A 16359-nucleotide genomic window follows, 5' to 3' on the forward strand; every position below is an offset into this window, starting at 1 on the left:
CCCATGACGAAGGACGTCGTCGCACTCACGAAGAAGATGCCCGACCCGCTCAGCGTGATCGCCGGCCTGCTCTCGGGCGGCCCCGACACCCTGGTCGGCGCGGAGGAGGACGGCGCGCTGGTCCGGCTGCACGACGAACAGGGCCGCCCCCTGCTCTCGGTGGAGGCCCCGCTGCTCGTCCAGGTCAGGGGAGAGGCCCAGCGGCTCCTCGGCGCCGACGAACCGGAGGTCCCGTACTGGTGGACCGAGGCCCGCGCCACCACCGGGGTGCGCGAGGCGGAGGCCCTGGCCGGCACCTTCGCGGCCCGGGTCGCCACCCTGGTCGGCGGCACCGCCTGGCCCCGTCCGGCCGCGTCCTCCCTCGCCGTGGTGAACACCGAGGGGATGACGGCCGTCCCCGTACCGGCCGCCGCGCAGCCCGCCGTCGACGTGCTGACCGACAAGGTGGCCGTGGTCATCCAGGACCGCCCGGTGGTGGCGATGACGGCCTGGCTCGCGGACACCTTCCGCGCCGCCGCCGAAGCCGAACTCGGGCTGCAGATCGTGACGCCGGCCGGCACCCGCCTCTCCCCGACGGTCCGGGGCGCGCTGCCCGGCTGGCCCTCGCGCTGGGTGGTGCAGGACGAGGAGTGCGGCTACTACGACGGCCTGTCCGGCGCGGTCCTGACGTGGGCGAACGGCGCGTTCGTGACGGTCGGGTCCCCGGAGGCGACCCCCGAGGACCCGCGCACCCCGGTCGCCCGGTCCTTCACCCACGAGATCGCCGACTCCGGCGAGCGCCAGCTCGCGATCTCCTTCCGCTGCGTCCACCCGGCCGACGACCGGCTGGTCCTCGGCGGCGCCCTGGAGGCGGTCTGGCGCGAGATCAGCGGTGAGCCGCCGGCCGGCTGGGGCACCGAGGAACCCGCCAACCTGCCCTGGTCGCTGCGCCAGGTGACGGACGTGGCGTTCGAGCGCGCACCGGCGCCGACCTGGCTGGTGGTCGTCGGCACCCCCGAGCGCCCGGCCCTGGCGACGGTCCGTGTCTCCCGTACGAAGGGGGGCGTGGAGGAGGACGTCACCCTGGCCTTCGGCTACGGCCCCGGCGAGACCGTCCCCACGGACGCCTCGATCATGAGGGCGGCGGAGATCCTGGCCACCCGTCACGACCTCCAGTCGATGCTGGTCCAGGTCCGCAGGGCCCGCCGCGACCTCGCGGTCCCGCCCCGCTTCGAGGGCCCGGGAGTCCCGTACGCCTTCGTCCTCGGCGCCGAGGAGGTCCGTACGATGCCCGGCGACCGCGCCAGACGTACGCCTCTGCGCGAGAAACCCCGCGAACTGGGTCCGAAGACCCGCCCGGCCCTCTACTACCCGTTCCCGGGCAACCCGTCGGACCTGTCGGGCTGGAAGGACTTCGAGGAACTGATGAGGCACCTGAAGGGCTGAGGAGACCCGTACCTCAGGCGGACGCCTTCCCTCTCTCCCGGGCGCCCCGCAGGGGATCCGCCCGAAACGCCCACTCCATCCGGGGCTCGATCACCACCCGGAACACCCGCCGCACGGGCGAGGTGCACAACAGCGTGACGGCCACGGCGATCAGGACACTCACGGCGATCTCCCCGACGTGCCGGTGCAGCAGGGGGTGGTCGAACCAGCCCCGGTACTCGGCTCCCTTCAGCAGGAACCCGTGCAGCAGATAGCCGTACAGCGTCCCCGCCCCGAGCGAGGTGAACCACAGCGTCCGCCCCGGCACCCAGGAGAGGAAACCGGCGGTCAGCACCAACGAGCACCCGAACAGCGCGAGTTGCATGACGGGCCCGACCCACCACGGAGCGCCCAGCTCCTGGGCGGAGTCACGGTGGTAGAACCACGCCGCGTTCATCCGCGGCACCGCCCACCAGGCGAAGCCCAGCGCGAGGACGAACACCGGCACGGCCGCGACGCGCACCGAACGCCGCCGCACCAGCCGGAAGTGCTCGGCCCGCAGACACAGCCCCAGCACGAAGAACGGCAGGAACTGCAGCACCCGCTGGAGGTCGAGGTCGTCCCCGATGTCCGGGCTGACGGACGCCAGTACGGCGATGCCGAGCGCGACCGGCAGCGGATGGCGCAGCGTCTTCCACAGCGGAGTGGTCAGCCGCCAGACGAACAGCGCGATCAGGAACCAGGTCAGGTAGTAGGGGTCGAGGAGACTGATCTCCTGGCCGGGGCTGTGGTCGCCGTAGCGCTTGAAGAGCGAGTAGCCGGTCTCGAAGACGACGTACGGTACGACGACCCCGGTGACCAGCCGCTTCACCCGGCTCGGGCTCGCGTCGAAACCCCGGGAGAAGTACCCGGAGACGATGATGAACGCCGGCATGTGGAAGGCGTACACGACCAGGTACGCCGCCTGGAGCAGCCGGCTGTCGCCCTTGAGGGGCTCCCAGGAGTGGGCCAGGGCCACCAGCACGATCGCCAGGTACTTGGCGTTGTCGAAGAACGCGTCACGCCGGCCCGACGGCCGGTTCTGGTTCTGGTTCTGGTCCTGGGACGAGCGCGGGCTCTGAACGAGAGACGAGACGGCGTGGAACATTTGAGGCACCCTAGCGCCGCTCGGGCGTATGCGTAAAACATCGCTGGTCATTCTCGTAATGGCGCACGCCGGTCCGCAGTTGGCACACGCGCCTGCCCGAGATGTCATGATTCATACCGACTAAAAGGCGCATAACGGCCAGCTGTGTGCGGGTGTTGACGTGCTGTCGTCCCTAATTCGAAATAGCCGCGCACAGGGTGTGTGGAGAGGGAAACGATCTCCTGCAATTCCCGTGCGCGGCACGCCTCGAATTGCCGCGCGGCACAGCCGTTCCCGAACGGTCACCGCGATGATGCGTCACGGGCCGCATGGGAAGCCCGTGTTGGTGGCACGATGGTCTCGGGAGTGCGGACCAACCGAGGGTGTGTGATCAGTCGTGGCGATTTCACTGTCAGTGGTGCTGCTGTTGGCGATCATCCTGGTGGTGCTGATCAGAGGAGGCAGCATCAAGGCGGGCCCCGCCATCGTCGCCATCCTCTTCGGCTTCTTCCTCGCCTCCAGCGGCATGGCTCCGTCGATCAACCGGTTCCTCAACTCGCTGGCCGACACCATCAACTCGATCAGCTTCTGAGGCCGCGGCGCCTACGGACGGCGGTAACCGTCACTCTGGGTCGGCGAGGTGCCGTCCATCGACATCGCGTTGTAGGAGGCGCGGTCGTGGTGTGCCCGCAGTCGGCGGTCCTGCTCGATGAGGAGCCCGTCCGCGTTCTCGGTGGCGCGGTTCCCCCGGCGCAGCAGCTTGACGATCAGGAAGACCGCCAGCGCGATCATGACCCCGAACATGACCCCCAGCTCGACCACCGCAACCCCCGTCCGCGCGCGACCCGCTCCCGCGCCCCACGGTAGCGGCGGCCCCGGGGCGCACTGAAGACGCGGGGAACGAATCAAGCCACCGGCCCTGGCGGTCGCCACCGGCCCTGTCGGTCACCGGTCCGGCAGGGGCATGCCACCCGTCGCGGTGATCATGAATGATGGGCCCATGGATCCTCGATTAAGCCGCATCGTCGGCACGCTGCTCCTTCTGCTCGGTATCACCGTCGTGCTCTGGCGGGCCCTCGGCAGTCCCCGGGACTGGGAGGGCGACATGAGACTGTTCCGCGGCGCCCTCATGCTGGGGGCCCTGGGGGTGATCGGCCTCAGCGCACGGCTGATCTTCCCCGGCACCCGGGGCGAGGCACCGGACGACACGACCGAGAAGGCCGACAGCTGATGGCGCCCCCGCCGGATCCCGGGAACGACCGAAGGCCCAGGGAGAGGATTCCGACCTCTCGCCTGGGCCTTCGGCGTGAAGAGCGGGCGACGGGAATCGAACCCGCGTAGCTAGTTTGGAAGACTAGGGCTCTACCATTGAGCTACGCCCGCACAGCGCGCGCCGCAGGTCAGCGGACCGCGGCACTGCACGCATCGTAGCGGGTCGACGCCACCGCCCGCACATCCCTTCCCGGCGCGCGCCCCCGCCCGCTCCCCGTGCTCCGCAAATGCGGCGGTCAGGGCGGCCTGCGGGCATGTACCCTACGTGTCGCACCAGACGGGGTGTGGCGCAGCTTGGTAGCGCGTCCGCTTTGGGAGCGGAAGGCCGTGGGTTCAAATCCCGCCACCCCGACCACCTGCGCGATCACCCGCGCCGTCCACCCGCGTGATCACACCCCGTGCCTGGCCGGTGATCGGCTTTTGGGCGGCTCACCCGCTGCGGTTACTATGCAAGCTGCGCGCTCGTGTGTCCCGGCCCACCCGGCCGGCGAAATCTCCCGGGCGGCGAATCGCCGGGCCTGTCGGGCTCCGGCGAACCCCAAGAAGTCAGCCACAAGGAGACCGAACCGTGAAGAGCGCCGTGGAGACCCTGAACCCGACCCGGGTTCGGCTCACTGTCGAGGTGCCCTTCGAGGAGCTCAAGGACAGCCTCGACGCGGCGTACAAGAAGATCAACCAGCAGGTCACGGTGAAGGGCTTCCGCAAGGGCAAGATCCCGGCCCGGGTCATCGACCAGCGGTTCGGCCGCGGTGCGGTCCTGGAGGAGGCGGTCAACGACGCGCTTCCGAAGTTCTACACCGAGGCGGTCAACGAGGCGGAGATCGACGTCCTCGGCCAGCCCGAGGTCGACATCACGGAGCTGAAGGACGGCGAGACGCTGAACTTCACCGCCGAGGTCGACGTCCGCCCCGCCCTGGAGCTCCCCGAGGACTTCTCCTCGATCGAGGTCGAGGTCGACGCCGTCGAGGTGGGCGACGAGGACATCGACAAGTCGGTCGAGCAGCTCCGTGAGCGCTTCGCCTCCACCTCCCCGGTGGAGCGCGCTGCCGAGGACGGCGACGTCGTGACCGTGGACCTGGAGGCCAAGGTCGACGGCGAGGTCCTGGAGGACGGCGTCGCCAGTGGCGTCTCCTACACCATCGGCTCCGGCGAGCTGCTCGAGGGCATCGACGACGCCGTGAAGGGCCTGGAGGCCGGTGGCGAGGCCACCTTCACCTCCGAGCTCAAGGGCGGCTCCGCGGCCGGCAAGGAGGCCGAGGTCACCGTCAAGGTCACCCAGGTCGCCGCCCGCGAACTGCCCGAGCTGGACGACGAGTTCGCGCAGCTCGCCTCCGAGTTCGACACCCTGGAGGAGCTGCGCGCGGACAGCCGCAAGCGCCTCGAGAACATGAAGCAGTACGACCAGGCCACGCAGGCCCAGGAGCGCGTCCTGGAGAAGCTGCTGGAGCTCGTCGAGGTGCCCGTCCCCGAGAAGCTGCTCGAGGACGAGATCAACACCCGCAAGCACAACCTGGAGCACCACCAGCTCGGCCAGATGGGCCTGACCCTCGACAAGTACCTGGAGATCCAGGGCAAGACCGCCGAGGAGTTCGAGACCGAGACCCGCGAGGCCGCGGTCAAGGGCATCAAGACCCAGTTCGTCCTGGACGAGCTCGTCAAGCGCGAGAAGCTCAACGTGAACCAGGAGGAGCTCACCGAGCACCTCATGCGCCGCGCCGCCTCCTCCGGCATGTCCCCCGACCAGTTCGCCCAGGCGGTCGTCGAGGGCGGCCAGGTTCCGCTGCTCGTCGGCGAGGTCGCCCGCGGCAAGGCCCTGGCCACGGTCGTCGAGTCCGCCACGGTCAAGGACACCAACGGCGAGATCATCGACCTGGACGACGAGGACGAGGACGAGGCCGAGGCCGCCACCGAGACGGCCGAGGCCGCCGAGGGTGCCGCCGAGGCCGAGGGCGAGGGCGAGGGCGACGAGAAGGCCGACGCCTGATCCCCACCCAGCTTCGCTGTGACGGGCCCCGGAACCTTGCGTTCCGGGGCCCGTTCCGTTACTCGCGCGACTACGCGCCGCTACGCCCCCGGCGAACACCCACCTCTCCGGGATTCTCCGGCGGGACCCGCGCGTTAGGGTCCATGAATACGAGGGCAGGGGAGTCCCCGTTGCCCCCGGCAGTACACGTGAGACGGCCCGGCGCCGTCGTAAGACGAGCAGGTGGAGACGTGACGAATCTGATGCCCTACGCCGCCGGCGAGCCCTCTATCGGTGGTGGCCTCGGCGACCAGGTCTACAACCGGCTGCTCGGCGAGCGGATCATCTTCCTCGGCCAGCCGGTCGACGACGACATCGCGAACAAGATCACCGCACAACTGCTGCTCCTTGCCGCGGACCCGGACAAGGACATCTACCTCTACATCAACAGCCCCGGCGGTTCGATCACGGCCGGCATGGCGATCTACGACACCATGCAGTTCATCAAGAACGACGTGGTGACCATCGCCATGGGCCTCGCTGCCTCGATGGGCCAGTTCCTGCTCAGCGCGGGCACCCCCGGCAAGCGCTTCGCGCTGCCGAACGCCGAGATCCTGATCCACCAGCCCTCCGCCGGCCTGGCCGGCTCGGCCTCGGACATCAAGATCCACGCCGAGCGGCTGCTGCACACCAAGAAGCGCATGGCCGAGCTCACCTCGCAGCACACCGGCCAGTCGGTCGAGCAGATCACCCGTGACTCGGACCGTGACCGCTGGTTCGACGCGTTCGAGGCCAAGGAGTACGGCCTCATCGACGACGTCATCCCCACGGCCGCCGGCATGCCGGGCGGCGGCGGTACCGGGGCGGCGTAGGACCACGACCGACGGCAGCGGCCCCTACGGGCCACGGCCGGCCGAGGCCCGGGCGATCTCCGGGGACGCCGGGTTCGCACGATCCCACGCAGGTCGACGGAGACTTGTCGGGTGTCACGGGATCGCACCGGACCCCACCGGTCCCTCCGGATCGCAACGGTCCGGGCAGCCCCGCAGCCCGCAGCCCGACGGTCCGCCCGACGGCGGCCCGCGGCACCCGGCGGGTCGCGCACCCCTCGGGGGCCGACCCGACAGGGCACCGGTCCCGCGAGGGTCGGCGCGCCCCGCAAGGGCTCGCAGGTCCCGCAAGGACCACCGCCCCGCAGGCGGCGGGTCCCGCGAGGGCACGGCAGGCCCGAAAGGGCCCCCGAGCCCCGTGAAGGCCTTCACGGGCCCCTCAGGGGTCACGAGGCCCCCGCGGAGCCCGTCGAACCCGACAGGGCCCCCACGGAGTCCCCGAGGCCCTCGTGGAGCCCGTAGAGCCCGACAGGGCTCACGGAGCCCGGGGAGCCGACCGGGAACCGGCCGTGGCCACCGGACGGAACCGGGGCCCTCGGAAGGACCCGGGGCCACCGGAGGACCGAGGCCACCCGGCCCGCCGGGACCCCGCCCGCCCCGCCCGTGAGGACGCCGCCGTCGCCAGACCCAGAGGGACCCTGCCGTCAGAGTCCCGCCCGCCCCTCCCAGCCCCCGCCCCACCCTCTCTCCAGGAGACACCGTGAACGACTTCCCCGGCAGCGGCCTCTACGCCGGCACGGCGGCCGAGTACACCGGCCCCCGCGCCGAGTCCCGCTACGTCATCCCCCGCTTCGTCGAGCGCACCTCCCAGGGCATCCGCGAGTACGACCCGTACGCGAAGCTCTTCGAGGAGCGCGTGATCTTCCTCGGCGTGCAGATCGACGACGCCTCCGCCAACGACGTCATGGCGCAGCTGCTGTGCCTGGAGTCGATGGACCCCGACCGCGACATCTCGGTCTACATCAACAGCCCCGGTGGTTCCTTCACCGCGCTGACGGCCATCTACGACACGATGCAGTTCGTCAAGCCCGACATCCAGACGGTCTGCATGGGCCAGGCGGCCTCCGCCGCCGCGATCCTGCTGGCGGCCGGCACGCCGGGCAAGCGCATGGCCCTGCCGAACGCGCGCGTGCTGATCCACCAGCCGTACAGTGAGACGGGCCGCGGTCAGGTCTCCGACCTGGAGATCGCCGCCAACGAGATCCTCCGGATGCGTGCGCAGCTGGAGGAGATGCTGGCCAAGCACTCGACCACGCCGATCGAGAAGATCCGCGAGGACATCGAGCGCGACAAGATCCTCACGGCCGAGGACGCCCTGTCGTACGGCCTGATCGACCAGATCATCTCCACCCGGAAGATGAACAACAGCTCTCTGCGTTGACGCACTGGGCGCTCTCGTCCGTACCCCTTGGCACGGTGTGACACGGTCCACGCGGAAGTGAACCGTGCCAAGGGGGGCCCGAACGGGGGTCCCGGCAAGGTACCGTCGGAATAAGGCAGCACCAGGAGCCGCTGGATTCGAAAGTGTCCAGGCGTCTCCCAGGCGAAGGGGAAGCACACCGTGGCACGCATCGGTGACGGCGGCGATCTGCTCAAGTGCTCGTTCTGCGGCAAGAGCCAGAAGCAGGTCAAGAAGCTCATCGCAGGGCCCGGTGTGTACATCTGCGACGAGTGCATCGATCTCTGCAACGAGATCATCGAGGAGGAACTCGCCGAGACGAGCGAGGTGCGCTGGGAGGAACTCCCCAAGCCCCGCGAGATCTACGAGTTCCTGGAGGGGTACGTCGTCGGCCAGGAGGCCGCGAAGAAGTCCCTCTCGGTCGCGGTGTACAACCACTACAAGCGGGTCCAGGCCGGTGAGAACGGCGGAGCCCAGAGCCGCGAGGACGCCATCGAGTTGGCGAAGTCCAACATCCTCCTGCTCGGCCCCACGGGCTCGGGCAAGACCCTCCTCGCACAGACCCTCGCCCGCATGCTGAACGTGCCGTTCGCCATCGCCGACGCCACGGCGCTGACCGAGGCGGGGTACGTCGGCGAGGACGTCGAGAACATCCTCCTCAAGCTCATCCAGGCCGCCGACTACGACGTCAAGAAGGCCGAGACCGGGATCATCTACATCGATGAGATCGACAAGGTCGCCCGGAAGAGCGAAAACCCCTCCATCACGCGCGACGTGAGCGGGGAGGGCGTGCAGCAGGCGCTGCTGAAGATCCTGGAGGGCACCACGGCCTCCGTCCCGCCGCAGGGCGGACGCAAGCACCCGCACCAGGAGTTCATCCAGATCGACACGACGAACGTGCTGTTCATCGTGGGCGGTGCCTTCGCGGGCCTGGAGAAGATCATCGAGTCCCGGGCCGGCGCCAAGGGCATCGGCTTCGGCGCGACGATCCGCTCCAAGCGGGAGCTGGAGGCCAAGGACCAGTTCGAGGACGTCATGCCCGAGGACCTGGTGAAGTTCGGCATGATCCCGGAGTTCATCGGCCGCCTCCCCGTCATCACCAGCGTCCACAACCTCGACCGCGAGGCCCTGCTCCAGATCCTGGTCGAGCCGCGCAACGCGCTGGTCAAGCAGTACCAGCGGCTGTTCGAACTCGACGGCGTGGAGCTGGACTTCGAGCGCGAGGCGCTGGAGGCCATCGCGGACCAGGCCATCCTCCGCCAGACCGGCGCCCGCGGTCTGCGCGCCATCATGGAGGAGGTCCTGATGTCGGTGATGTACGAGGTCCCGTCCCGCAAGGACGTGGCCCGCGTGGTCATCACGGCCGACGTCGTCCACTCCAACGTCAACCCGACCCTGATCCCGCGCGAGCAGCGCGGCGGCCGGGGCCCGGGCGAGCAGAAGACGGCGTAGAGGCCGAGGCACCCGGTGGGGCTCCGCGCGTAGTCGCAGAGCCCCACCACCTTTTGGGCTCACAAAGGGAGAGGCCGCCCGGGTGAATGTGCCACGGGCGGCCTGTGCATGTGAGGGTAAGCGCGAGCTTTACGCCCACTCACACGCGCTTATCGCGTGTTTGTTCGTCACTCCGATGCCCACGAGCTGGGTCACGCAGAGGGAGTGCGGTACGGACTTGCCGAAGAAGTAGGAGTGAGGGTAGCCACAGGCCGTAGTCGACTTGGCTCCTACCGCGTATCCGTAGCTGTGCAAGATGCCCGTGCACTGTGCGACGGTGGCGGATGCGGGCGCCGCCGTTGCCAGAGGGGCGATGGCCCCTGCGATCACAAGTCCCGTAATGGTGAGTGCTCGCTTGAGCATCCGGAATCCTCTCGATGATCCAACAGTGGTAAGTCGTGATCATGACAGGTTGGCTGGCGGTCGATCAGGGGATACCTGGCTGTCCTCAGGAATGTGGCCGAGAACGAGTCCTGCAGTAAGAACATGGCCAGGAACGAGCCCCGCAGTCCCCCGCCCTTCGCCGACGACGGCGTGGCAGTCTCTGCCGTAGGACGTGCAAGGGGCCCAGGTCGACCGACCGGGGCCTCTTCGCCGTTCAGCGCCGCCGCGCTCAGGCCTTCACGCGGACCGCGTTGCGGAACTTCGCCGTCAGTTCGGCGTCCGCTTCCGCGTCGGTGGGGCGGCCCGCCGCGGCCGTGGCGATGTCCATCGGCATCACGAACCCGAGCGTGCTGTAGTCGCCCCAGATGCAGAAGTCGAACGAGATCTCCTTGGGCCCCTGGGAGGTGTCGGAGTTCGATCCCTTGGCCTGCTGGCACTTGAGGACTGCGCCGTCGAGTGAAGCCGGCTTGTACTCCTTCGGCTCGCCGACCAGGCTGAAGTCCTCGTCGTTCTCCTTGGTGGTCTCCGTCTTCATGTAGGCGAACATCGCGTCGACGGCCTTCTCCGGGTCGTCGATGGTGCCGTACACGCCGCCGAACTGGATGAGCTTCTGGCTCAGCGGGTTGTCCTTGTCCCCGGCCGTGTACTGTGCGCTGACGTCCTTCGGGTCGTGTACGCCCCACTTCTCGGCGTCCTTCAGATCGTCCTTCGTCATCGTGTCGCTGTCGCCGTCGGTCTTCTTGTACTCGGTCAGCACTGTCGCCGGAGTCGTCAACGTGTGCGGCCCGTCGTCCTCGATCCCGCCGGCGCCCCCGCCGCCGCCCAGGACGAAGAACGCGCCCACGCCGATCGCCACGACCACGGCGACCGCGCCGAGGATGATGCCGGCCTTCTTGCCGCCGCCCCCGCTGGGCACGGGGGGCTGCGGGACGCCGTAGGGGGCCTGGCCGTACGGGGGCTGCTGGCCGTAGCCGGGGACGGTCGGCGGCTGGCCGTACGCCGGCTGCTGCCCGTAGGGCCCGGCCTGCGGGGGCTGCGCCGGGTAGCCGTAACCGGGCTGCGGGGCGGGGGGCTGCTGGGGGTAGCCGTAGCCGGGCTGGGGCGCCTGCGGGGGCTGGCCGTAGGGGCCGGGCTGGCCGCCGTACGGTCCGGGCTGCTGGGGCTGCCCGCCGTACGGACCCGGCTGGTGCTGACTCATTCTGGGTTCCCCTCCAGATGCTTATGTGATTTTCACATCCTGGCTTAAACCTGGTGCCTGCTCGGCGGCGGGGGCCCGACCGTTACAAGGCAAACACGTTTCGGGACGGCCCCGTGACACCCCTAAACTGGGCCCGTGACCGAGAACGCTCATCAGCAGCCATCAGCGCCCCACACCGAACTGCCGACCCAGTACGCGCCGGCCGACGTAGAGGGGCCGCTGTACGAGCGCTGGGTGGAGCGGGGTTACTTCGAGGCGGACGAGAAGAGCGACAAGCCGCCGTACACCATCGTCATCCCGCCGCCGAACGTCACGGGCAGCCTGCACCTGGGCCACGCCTTCGAGCACACCCTCATCGACGCCCTCACCCGCCGCAAGCGCATGCAGGGCTTCGAGACGCTGTGGCAGCCCGGCATGGACCACGCCGGCATCGCCACCCAGAACGTCGTCGAGCGCGAGCTGGGCAAGGAGGGCAAGTCCCGCCACGACCTCGGCCGTGAGGCGTTCGTCGAGCGCGTCTGGCAGTGGAAGGGCGAGTCCGGCGGCCAGATCAGCGGCCAGATGCGCCGCCTCGGCGACGGCGTCGCCTGGTCCCGTGAGCGCTTCACCATGGACGAGGGCCTCTCCCAGGCCGTCCAGACCATCTTCAAGCGGCTCTACGACGACGAGCTGATCTACCGCGCCGAGCGCATCATCAACTGGTGCCCGCGCTGTCTGACCGCCATCTCGGACATCGAGGTCGAGTACCAGGACGACGACGGCGAGCTCGTCTCCATGAAGTACGGCGAGGGGGACGACACCATCGTCGTCGCCACCACCCGCGCCGAGACGATGCTCGGTGACACCGCCGTCGCCGTCCACCCCGACGACGAGCGCTACCGGCACCTGGTCGGCAAGGAGATCCGCCTGCCGCTGACCGACCGCTCCATCCCGGTCGTCGCCGACACCCACGTCGACCCGGAGTTCGGCACCGGCGCCGTCAAGGTGACCCCGGCGCACGACCCGAACGACTTCGAGATCGGCCAGCGCCACAACCTGCCGTCCCTCACCGTCATGGACGAGCACGCCGTCATCACGGCCCACGGCCCCTTCCAGGGCCTGGACCGGCTGGAGGCCCGCTCCGCCATCGTCGCCGCCCTGCGCGCCGAGGGCCGGATCGTCGCCGAGAAGCGGCCGTACGTCCACTCCGTCGGCCACTGCTCCCGCTGCAAGACGACGATCGAGCCGCGCCTGTCCATGCAGTGGTGGGTCAAGGTCGGCCCGCTCGCGAAGGCCGCCGGTGACGCGGTCCGCGACGGCCGCGTCAAGATCCACCCGCAGGAGATGGAGAAGCGGTACTTCGACTGGGTCGACAACCTCCACGACTGGTGCATCTCGCGGCAGTTGTGGTGGGGCCACCGCATCCCCGTCTGGTACGGCCCGAACGGCGAGGTCGTCTGTGTCGGCCCCGACGACGAGGCCCCGGGCGGCGAGGGCTGGCGCCAGGACACCGACGTCCTCGACACCTGGTTCTCCTCCGGCCTGTGGCCCTTCTCCACCCTGGGCTGGCCCGAACGGACCGAGTCGCTCGCGAAGTTCTACCCGAACTCCGTCCTGGTCACCGGCTACGACATCCTCTTCTTCTGGGTCGCCCGGATGATGATGTTCGGCCTGTACGCGATGGACGGCACCCCGCCGTTCCACACCATCGCCCTGCACGGCATGGTCCGCGACCAGTTCGGCAAGAAGATGTCCAAGTCCTTCGGCAACGCGGTCAATCCGCTCGACTGGATGGACAAGTACGGCTCCGACGCCCTCCGCTTCACCCTCGCGCGCGGCGCCAACCCGGGCGTCGACGTCCCGATCGGCGAGGACTGGGTCCAGGGCTCCCGCAACTTCGCCAACAAGATCTGGAACGCGACCCGCTTCGCCCTCATGAACGGCGCGACGGTGGACGGGCCCCTCCCGGACGCCTCCGCGATGTCGGCGACGGACCGCTGGATCCTCTCCCGCCTCAACTCGGTCGTCGCCGAGGTCGACGCGTTCTACGAGGACTTCCAGTTCGCCAAGCTCTCCGACGCCCTCTTCCACTTCGCGTGGGACGAGGTCTTCGACTGGTACGTCGAGCTGTCCAAGACGACGTTCCAGGCCGGCGGCGAGCCCGCGAAGGTCTCCCAGCGCGTCCTCGGCGAGGTCCTCGACGTCACCCTGAAGCTGCTGCACCCGGTGGTCCCGTTCGTCACCGAGACCCTCTGGACCACACTGACCGGCGGGGAGTCGGTCGTCGTCGCCGACTGGCCGACCGACTCGGGCTTCCGGGACCCGGCCGCCGAACAGGAGATCGAGAGCCTCCAGTCGGTGATCACCGAGGTCCGCCGCTTCCGCGCCGACCAGGGCCTCCAGCCCGGCCAGCGCGTCCCGGCCCGGCTGACCCTGGAGGGCACGGCCCTGGCGCCCCACGAGGCCGCCATCCGCCAGCTGCTGCGCCTGCAGCCGGAGGGCGAGGCCTTCTCCGCCACCGCCACCCTCCCGGTGGCCGGCGCCACGGTCGCCCTCGACCTCTCCGGCACGATCGACGTGGCGGCCGAGCGCAAGCGCCTCGCGAAGGACCTCGCGGCGGCCGAGAAGGAGAAGGCCCAGGCCCACGCCAAGCTCGGCAACGAGGCGTTCCTGGCGAAGGCCCCCGACCAGGTGGTCGACAAGATCCGGGGCCGCCTGGCCAAGGCGGACGAGGACATCGCCCGCATCGGGGCCCAGCTGGACAGGCTGCCCGAGGCGTAAGCGCCCTGAAAGGGCGCGGGGAACTGCGCGACCAGCCGCAGACTCCCCGCGCCCGCAGGACGGGACCAGCCACCCTCTTCCGTAGGCCCCGGCCTAGACTGAACCCCGTGAGCGACAGCGACTCCTTCGACGAGATCATCGAGGCCGAGACCGAGCGCGACCCGGATCTCGCGGTCATCGAGGCCGGCAGCCGCACCCTCCGCACCCAGGGCGGAGCCCCGAGCGCCGACGTCCCGACCCGCCCCGAGGACCCCGAGGTCGACAAGGCGCTCCGCGCGGTCGAGGCCGATCTGGCCACCCGCTGGGGCGAGACCAAGCTGGAGCCGTCCGTCAGCCGGATCGCCGCGCTGATGGACGTCCTGGGCGAGCCGCAGCGGACGTACCCCTCGATCCACATCACGGGCACCAACGGCAAGACCTCCACCGCCCGCATGATCGAGGCCCTCCTCGGCGCCTTCGACCTGCGCACCGGCCGTTACACCTCCCCCCACGTGCAGTCCGTCACCGAGCGCATCAGCCTCGACGGCGCACCGATCTCCGCCGAACGCTTCATCGAGACGTACGACGACATCAAGGCGTACGTCGAGATGGTCGACTCCCAGCAGGAGTACCGGCTCTCCTTCTTCGAGGTGCTGACCGGCATGGCGTACGCCGCCTTCGCGGACGCCCCGGTTGACGTCGCCGTCGTCGAGGTCGGCATGGGCGGCTCCTGGGACGCCACCAACGTCATCGACGGCGATGTCGCCGTGGTCACGCCCATCGACCTCGACCACACCGACCGGCTGGGGGAGACCCCGGGTGAGATCGCGGGCGAGAAGGGCGGGATCATCAAGCAGGACGCCACGGTCATCCTGGCCCAGCAGCCGGTCGACGCGGCCCAGGTCCTGCTGAAGCGGGCCGTCGAGGTCGACGCCACGGTGGCCCGCGAGGGCCTGGAGTTCGGTGTCGTGGCGCGCCAGGTCGCCGTCGGCGGACAGCTGGTCACCCTGCGCGGGCTGGGCGGCGAGTACCCCGAGGTGTACCTCCCGCTGCACGGCGAGCACCAGGCGCACAACGCGGCCGTCGCGCTCGCCGCCGTCGAGGCGTTCTTCGGCGTCGGCTCCCAGCGGCCCGAGCCGCTCGACGTCGACGCCGTCCGCAAGGCCTTCGCGGCCGTGTCCTCGCCGGGCCGGCTGGAGGTCGTACGGCGCTCCCCGACCGTCGTCCTGGACGCCGCCCACAACCCGGCCGGCGCGCGGGTGACCGCCGACGCCGTCCGTGAGGCCTTCGACTTCAGCCGGCTGATCGGCGTGGTCGGGGCGAGCGGCGACAAGAACGTCCGCGGGGTGCTGGAGGCCTTCGAGCCGATCTTCGCGGAGGTCGTCGTCACGCAGAACTCCAGCCACCGCGCCATGGACGCCGACGAGCTGGCCGCGATCGCCGTGGAGGTGTTCGGCGACGAGCGCGTCCAGGTCGAGCCGCGGTTGCCGGACGCCCTGGAGGCGGCGATCACGCTCGCCGAGGAGGAGGGCGAGTTCGCCGGCGGCGGCGTGCTGGTCACCGGTTCCGTCATCACGGTCGGCGAGGCCCGGCTGCTCCTCGGGAAGGGCTGAACACCCCGCCATGCGTACGCTCTGTTCCTCGACCCTGATCGGCGAGTTCTTCATCATCGGATTCGCCGGTCTGGTCGCCATGAAGGACCCCGACCTGTCCATGACCACGGTGTGGACGGTGTGCGGGATCGCGATGTTCCTCAGTGTGCTGCTGTGCGCCGTGGTCACCCGGCCCGGCGGCGTGGCCCTCGGCTGGGCGCTCCAGATCGCCCTGGTCGCGTCCGGTTTCTTCGTCCCGATGATGTTCGTCATCGGGGTGCTGTTCGCCGGCCTGTGGTGGGCCTCGGTGCACTATGGGCGCAAGGTCGACGAGGCGAGGGCCCGCTTCGCGGCCCAGGCCGGGACCTGACCGCCGGTCCTGCTGACGCTGTGTGACAGGTTCACGGACAATCCCTGTAATCTCGTCCCACCGCACCCGGCAGTAGTGCACCTCAGCAGTCCCCGAAGGAGTCCCCCGTGAGCCAGCGCACCCTCGTCCTCCTCAAGCCCGACGCGGTCCGTCGTGGCCTGACCGGCGAGATCATCAGCCGTATCGAGCGCAAGGCGGGCTGGCGGATCACCGCGCTGGAGCTGCGGACCCTGGACCAGGACACGCTGGAGCAGCACTACGGCGAGCACAAGGGCAAGCCCTTCTACGAGCCGCTGGTGGAGTTCATGGCGTCCGGCCCGGTCGTCGCGCTGATCGTCGAGGGCGACCGGGTCGTCGAGGGCGTGCGCGCGCTGGCCGGCCCGACCGACCCGATCGCTGCCGCTCCCGGATCGATCCGCGGCGACTACGGCGTCATCGTCCGCGAGAACCTGATCCACGCCTCCGACTCCGAGGAGTCCTCCGAGCGCGAGATCAAGATCTTCTTCCCGGGTCGCGCGTAACCGTTCCGAG

The 16359-nt window shown here is 69.8% G+C and carries 14 protein-coding genes and 2 tRNA genes; 12 read left to right on the forward strand and 4 right to left on the reverse strand.

Annotated features, from left to right (window positions below; translation table 11 throughout):
- The first annotated feature begins 3 nt into the window (after positions 1-3).
- Positions 4-1425: a DUF6177 family protein gene (locus U5640_RS29730; protein WP_340379209.1), complete on the forward strand. Its 1422-nt coding sequence runs from the start codon at positions 4-6 to the stop codon at positions 1423-1425.
- 13 nt (positions 1426-1438) lie between these two features.
- On the opposite strand, the gene U5640_RS29735 is transcribed toward U5640_RS29730, so the two are convergent.
- Complete coding sequence (locus tag U5640_RS29735) at positions 1439-2551, reverse strand: acyltransferase family protein (RefSeq protein ID WP_340379211.1); 1113 nt, start codon at positions 2549-2551, stop codon at positions 1439-1441.
- A gap of 376 nt (positions 2552-2927) precedes the next feature.
- Between U5640_RS29735 and U5640_RS29740 the strand changes: the two genes are divergently transcribed.
- A complete protein-coding gene (locus U5640_RS29740; protein WP_055635087.1) occupies positions 2928-3122 on the forward strand; it encodes a hypothetical protein in 195 nt (64 codons plus the stop codon).
- Between the two features lie 11 nt (positions 3123-3133).
- Here U5640_RS29740 and U5640_RS29745 read toward each other — a convergent pair whose 3' ends face one another.
- Complete coding sequence (locus tag U5640_RS29745) at positions 3134-3352, reverse strand: hypothetical protein (protein WP_340379213.1); 219 nt, start codon at positions 3350-3352, stop codon at positions 3134-3136.
- A gap of 178 nt (positions 3353-3530) precedes the next feature.
- Between U5640_RS29745 and U5640_RS29750 the strand changes: the two genes are divergently transcribed.
- Positions 3531-3761, forward strand: a complete 231-nt coding sequence (locus U5640_RS29750) for a hypothetical protein (RefSeq protein ID WP_340379215.1) — start codon at positions 3531-3533, stop codon at positions 3759-3761.
- 81 nt (positions 3762-3842) lie between these two features.
- On the opposite strand, the gene U5640_RS29755 is transcribed toward U5640_RS29750, so the two are convergent.
- Positions 3843-3913, reverse strand: a tRNA-Gly gene (locus tag U5640_RS29755).
- A 167-nt stretch (positions 3914-4080) separates the two neighbouring features.
- Between U5640_RS29755 and U5640_RS29760 the strand changes: the two genes are divergently transcribed.
- The 5 genes from U5640_RS29760 to clpX all read left to right on the forward strand — a co-directional run bounded on the left by U5640_RS29760 (position 4081) and on the right by clpX (position 9506).
- Positions 4081-4157: transfer RNA gene (locus tag U5640_RS29760), tRNA-Pro, on the forward strand.
- Between the two features lie 213 nt (positions 4158-4370).
- On the forward strand, positions 4371-5786 hold the full coding sequence (tig, locus tag U5640_RS29765; protein WP_340379216.1) for a trigger factor: 1416 nt from the start codon (positions 4371-4373) through the stop codon (positions 5784-5786).
- A 242-nt stretch (positions 5787-6028) separates the two neighbouring features.
- Positions 6029-6637 carry an ATP-dependent Clp protease proteolytic subunit gene (locus U5640_RS29770; protein WP_030967072.1) on the forward strand — a complete coding sequence of 203 codons (609 nt, stop codon included), beginning with the start codon at positions 6029-6031 and terminating at the stop codon, positions 6635-6637.
- A 718-nt stretch (positions 6638-7355) separates the two neighbouring features.
- Entirely contained in the window at positions 7356-8036 is a 681-nt protein-coding gene (locus U5640_RS29775) for an ATP-dependent Clp protease proteolytic subunit (RefSeq protein ID WP_340379218.1), read from the forward strand.
- A 180-nt stretch (positions 8037-8216) separates the two neighbouring features.
- The gene (gene clpX, locus U5640_RS29780) at positions 8217-9506 is read left to right on the forward strand and encodes an ATP-dependent Clp protease ATP-binding subunit ClpX (RefSeq protein WP_340379220.1); all 1290 of its coding nucleotides are present in this window, start codon (positions 8217-8219) and stop codon (positions 9504-9506) included.
- A gap of 652 nt (positions 9507-10158) precedes the next feature.
- Here clpX and U5640_RS29785 read toward each other — a convergent pair.
- Positions 10159-11127 carry a hypothetical protein gene (locus tag U5640_RS29785; RefSeq protein ID WP_340379222.1) on the reverse strand — a complete coding sequence of 323 codons (969 nt, stop codon included), beginning with the start codon at positions 11125-11127 and terminating at the stop codon, positions 10159-10161.
- 135 nt (positions 11128-11262) lie between these two features.
- Here U5640_RS29785 and U5640_RS29790 point away from each other — a divergent pair, with 135 nt between their 5' ends.
- The 4 genes from U5640_RS29790 (at position 11263) to ndk (ending at position 16349) form a co-directional block, all read left to right on the forward strand.
- Positions 11263-13887, forward strand: coding sequence for a valine--tRNA ligase (locus tag U5640_RS29790; RefSeq protein WP_340379225.1), 2625 nt, complete (start codon positions 11263-11265; stop codon positions 13885-13887).
- 107 nt (positions 13888-13994) lie between these two features.
- Positions 13995-15479, forward strand: a complete 1485-nt coding sequence (locus U5640_RS29795) for a folylpolyglutamate synthase/dihydrofolate synthase family protein (protein WP_340379227.1) — start codon at positions 13995-13997, stop codon at positions 15477-15479.
- 10 nt (positions 15480-15489) lie between these two features.
- Entirely contained in the window at positions 15490-15828 is a 339-nt protein-coding gene (locus U5640_RS29800) for a DUF4233 domain-containing protein (protein WP_340379229.1), read from the forward strand.
- Between the two features lie 107 nt (positions 15829-15935).
- Complete coding sequence (gene ndk, locus U5640_RS29805; protein WP_340379231.1) at positions 15936-16349, forward strand: nucleoside-diphosphate kinase; 414 nt, start codon at positions 15936-15938, stop codon at positions 16347-16349.
- Positions 16350-16359: the final 10 nt, after the last annotated feature.

It is taken from the genome of Streptomyces sp. SS7 (genome assembly GCF_037993025.1).
Lineage (GTDB): Bacteria > Actinomycetota > Actinomycetes > Streptomycetales > Streptomycetaceae > Streptomyces.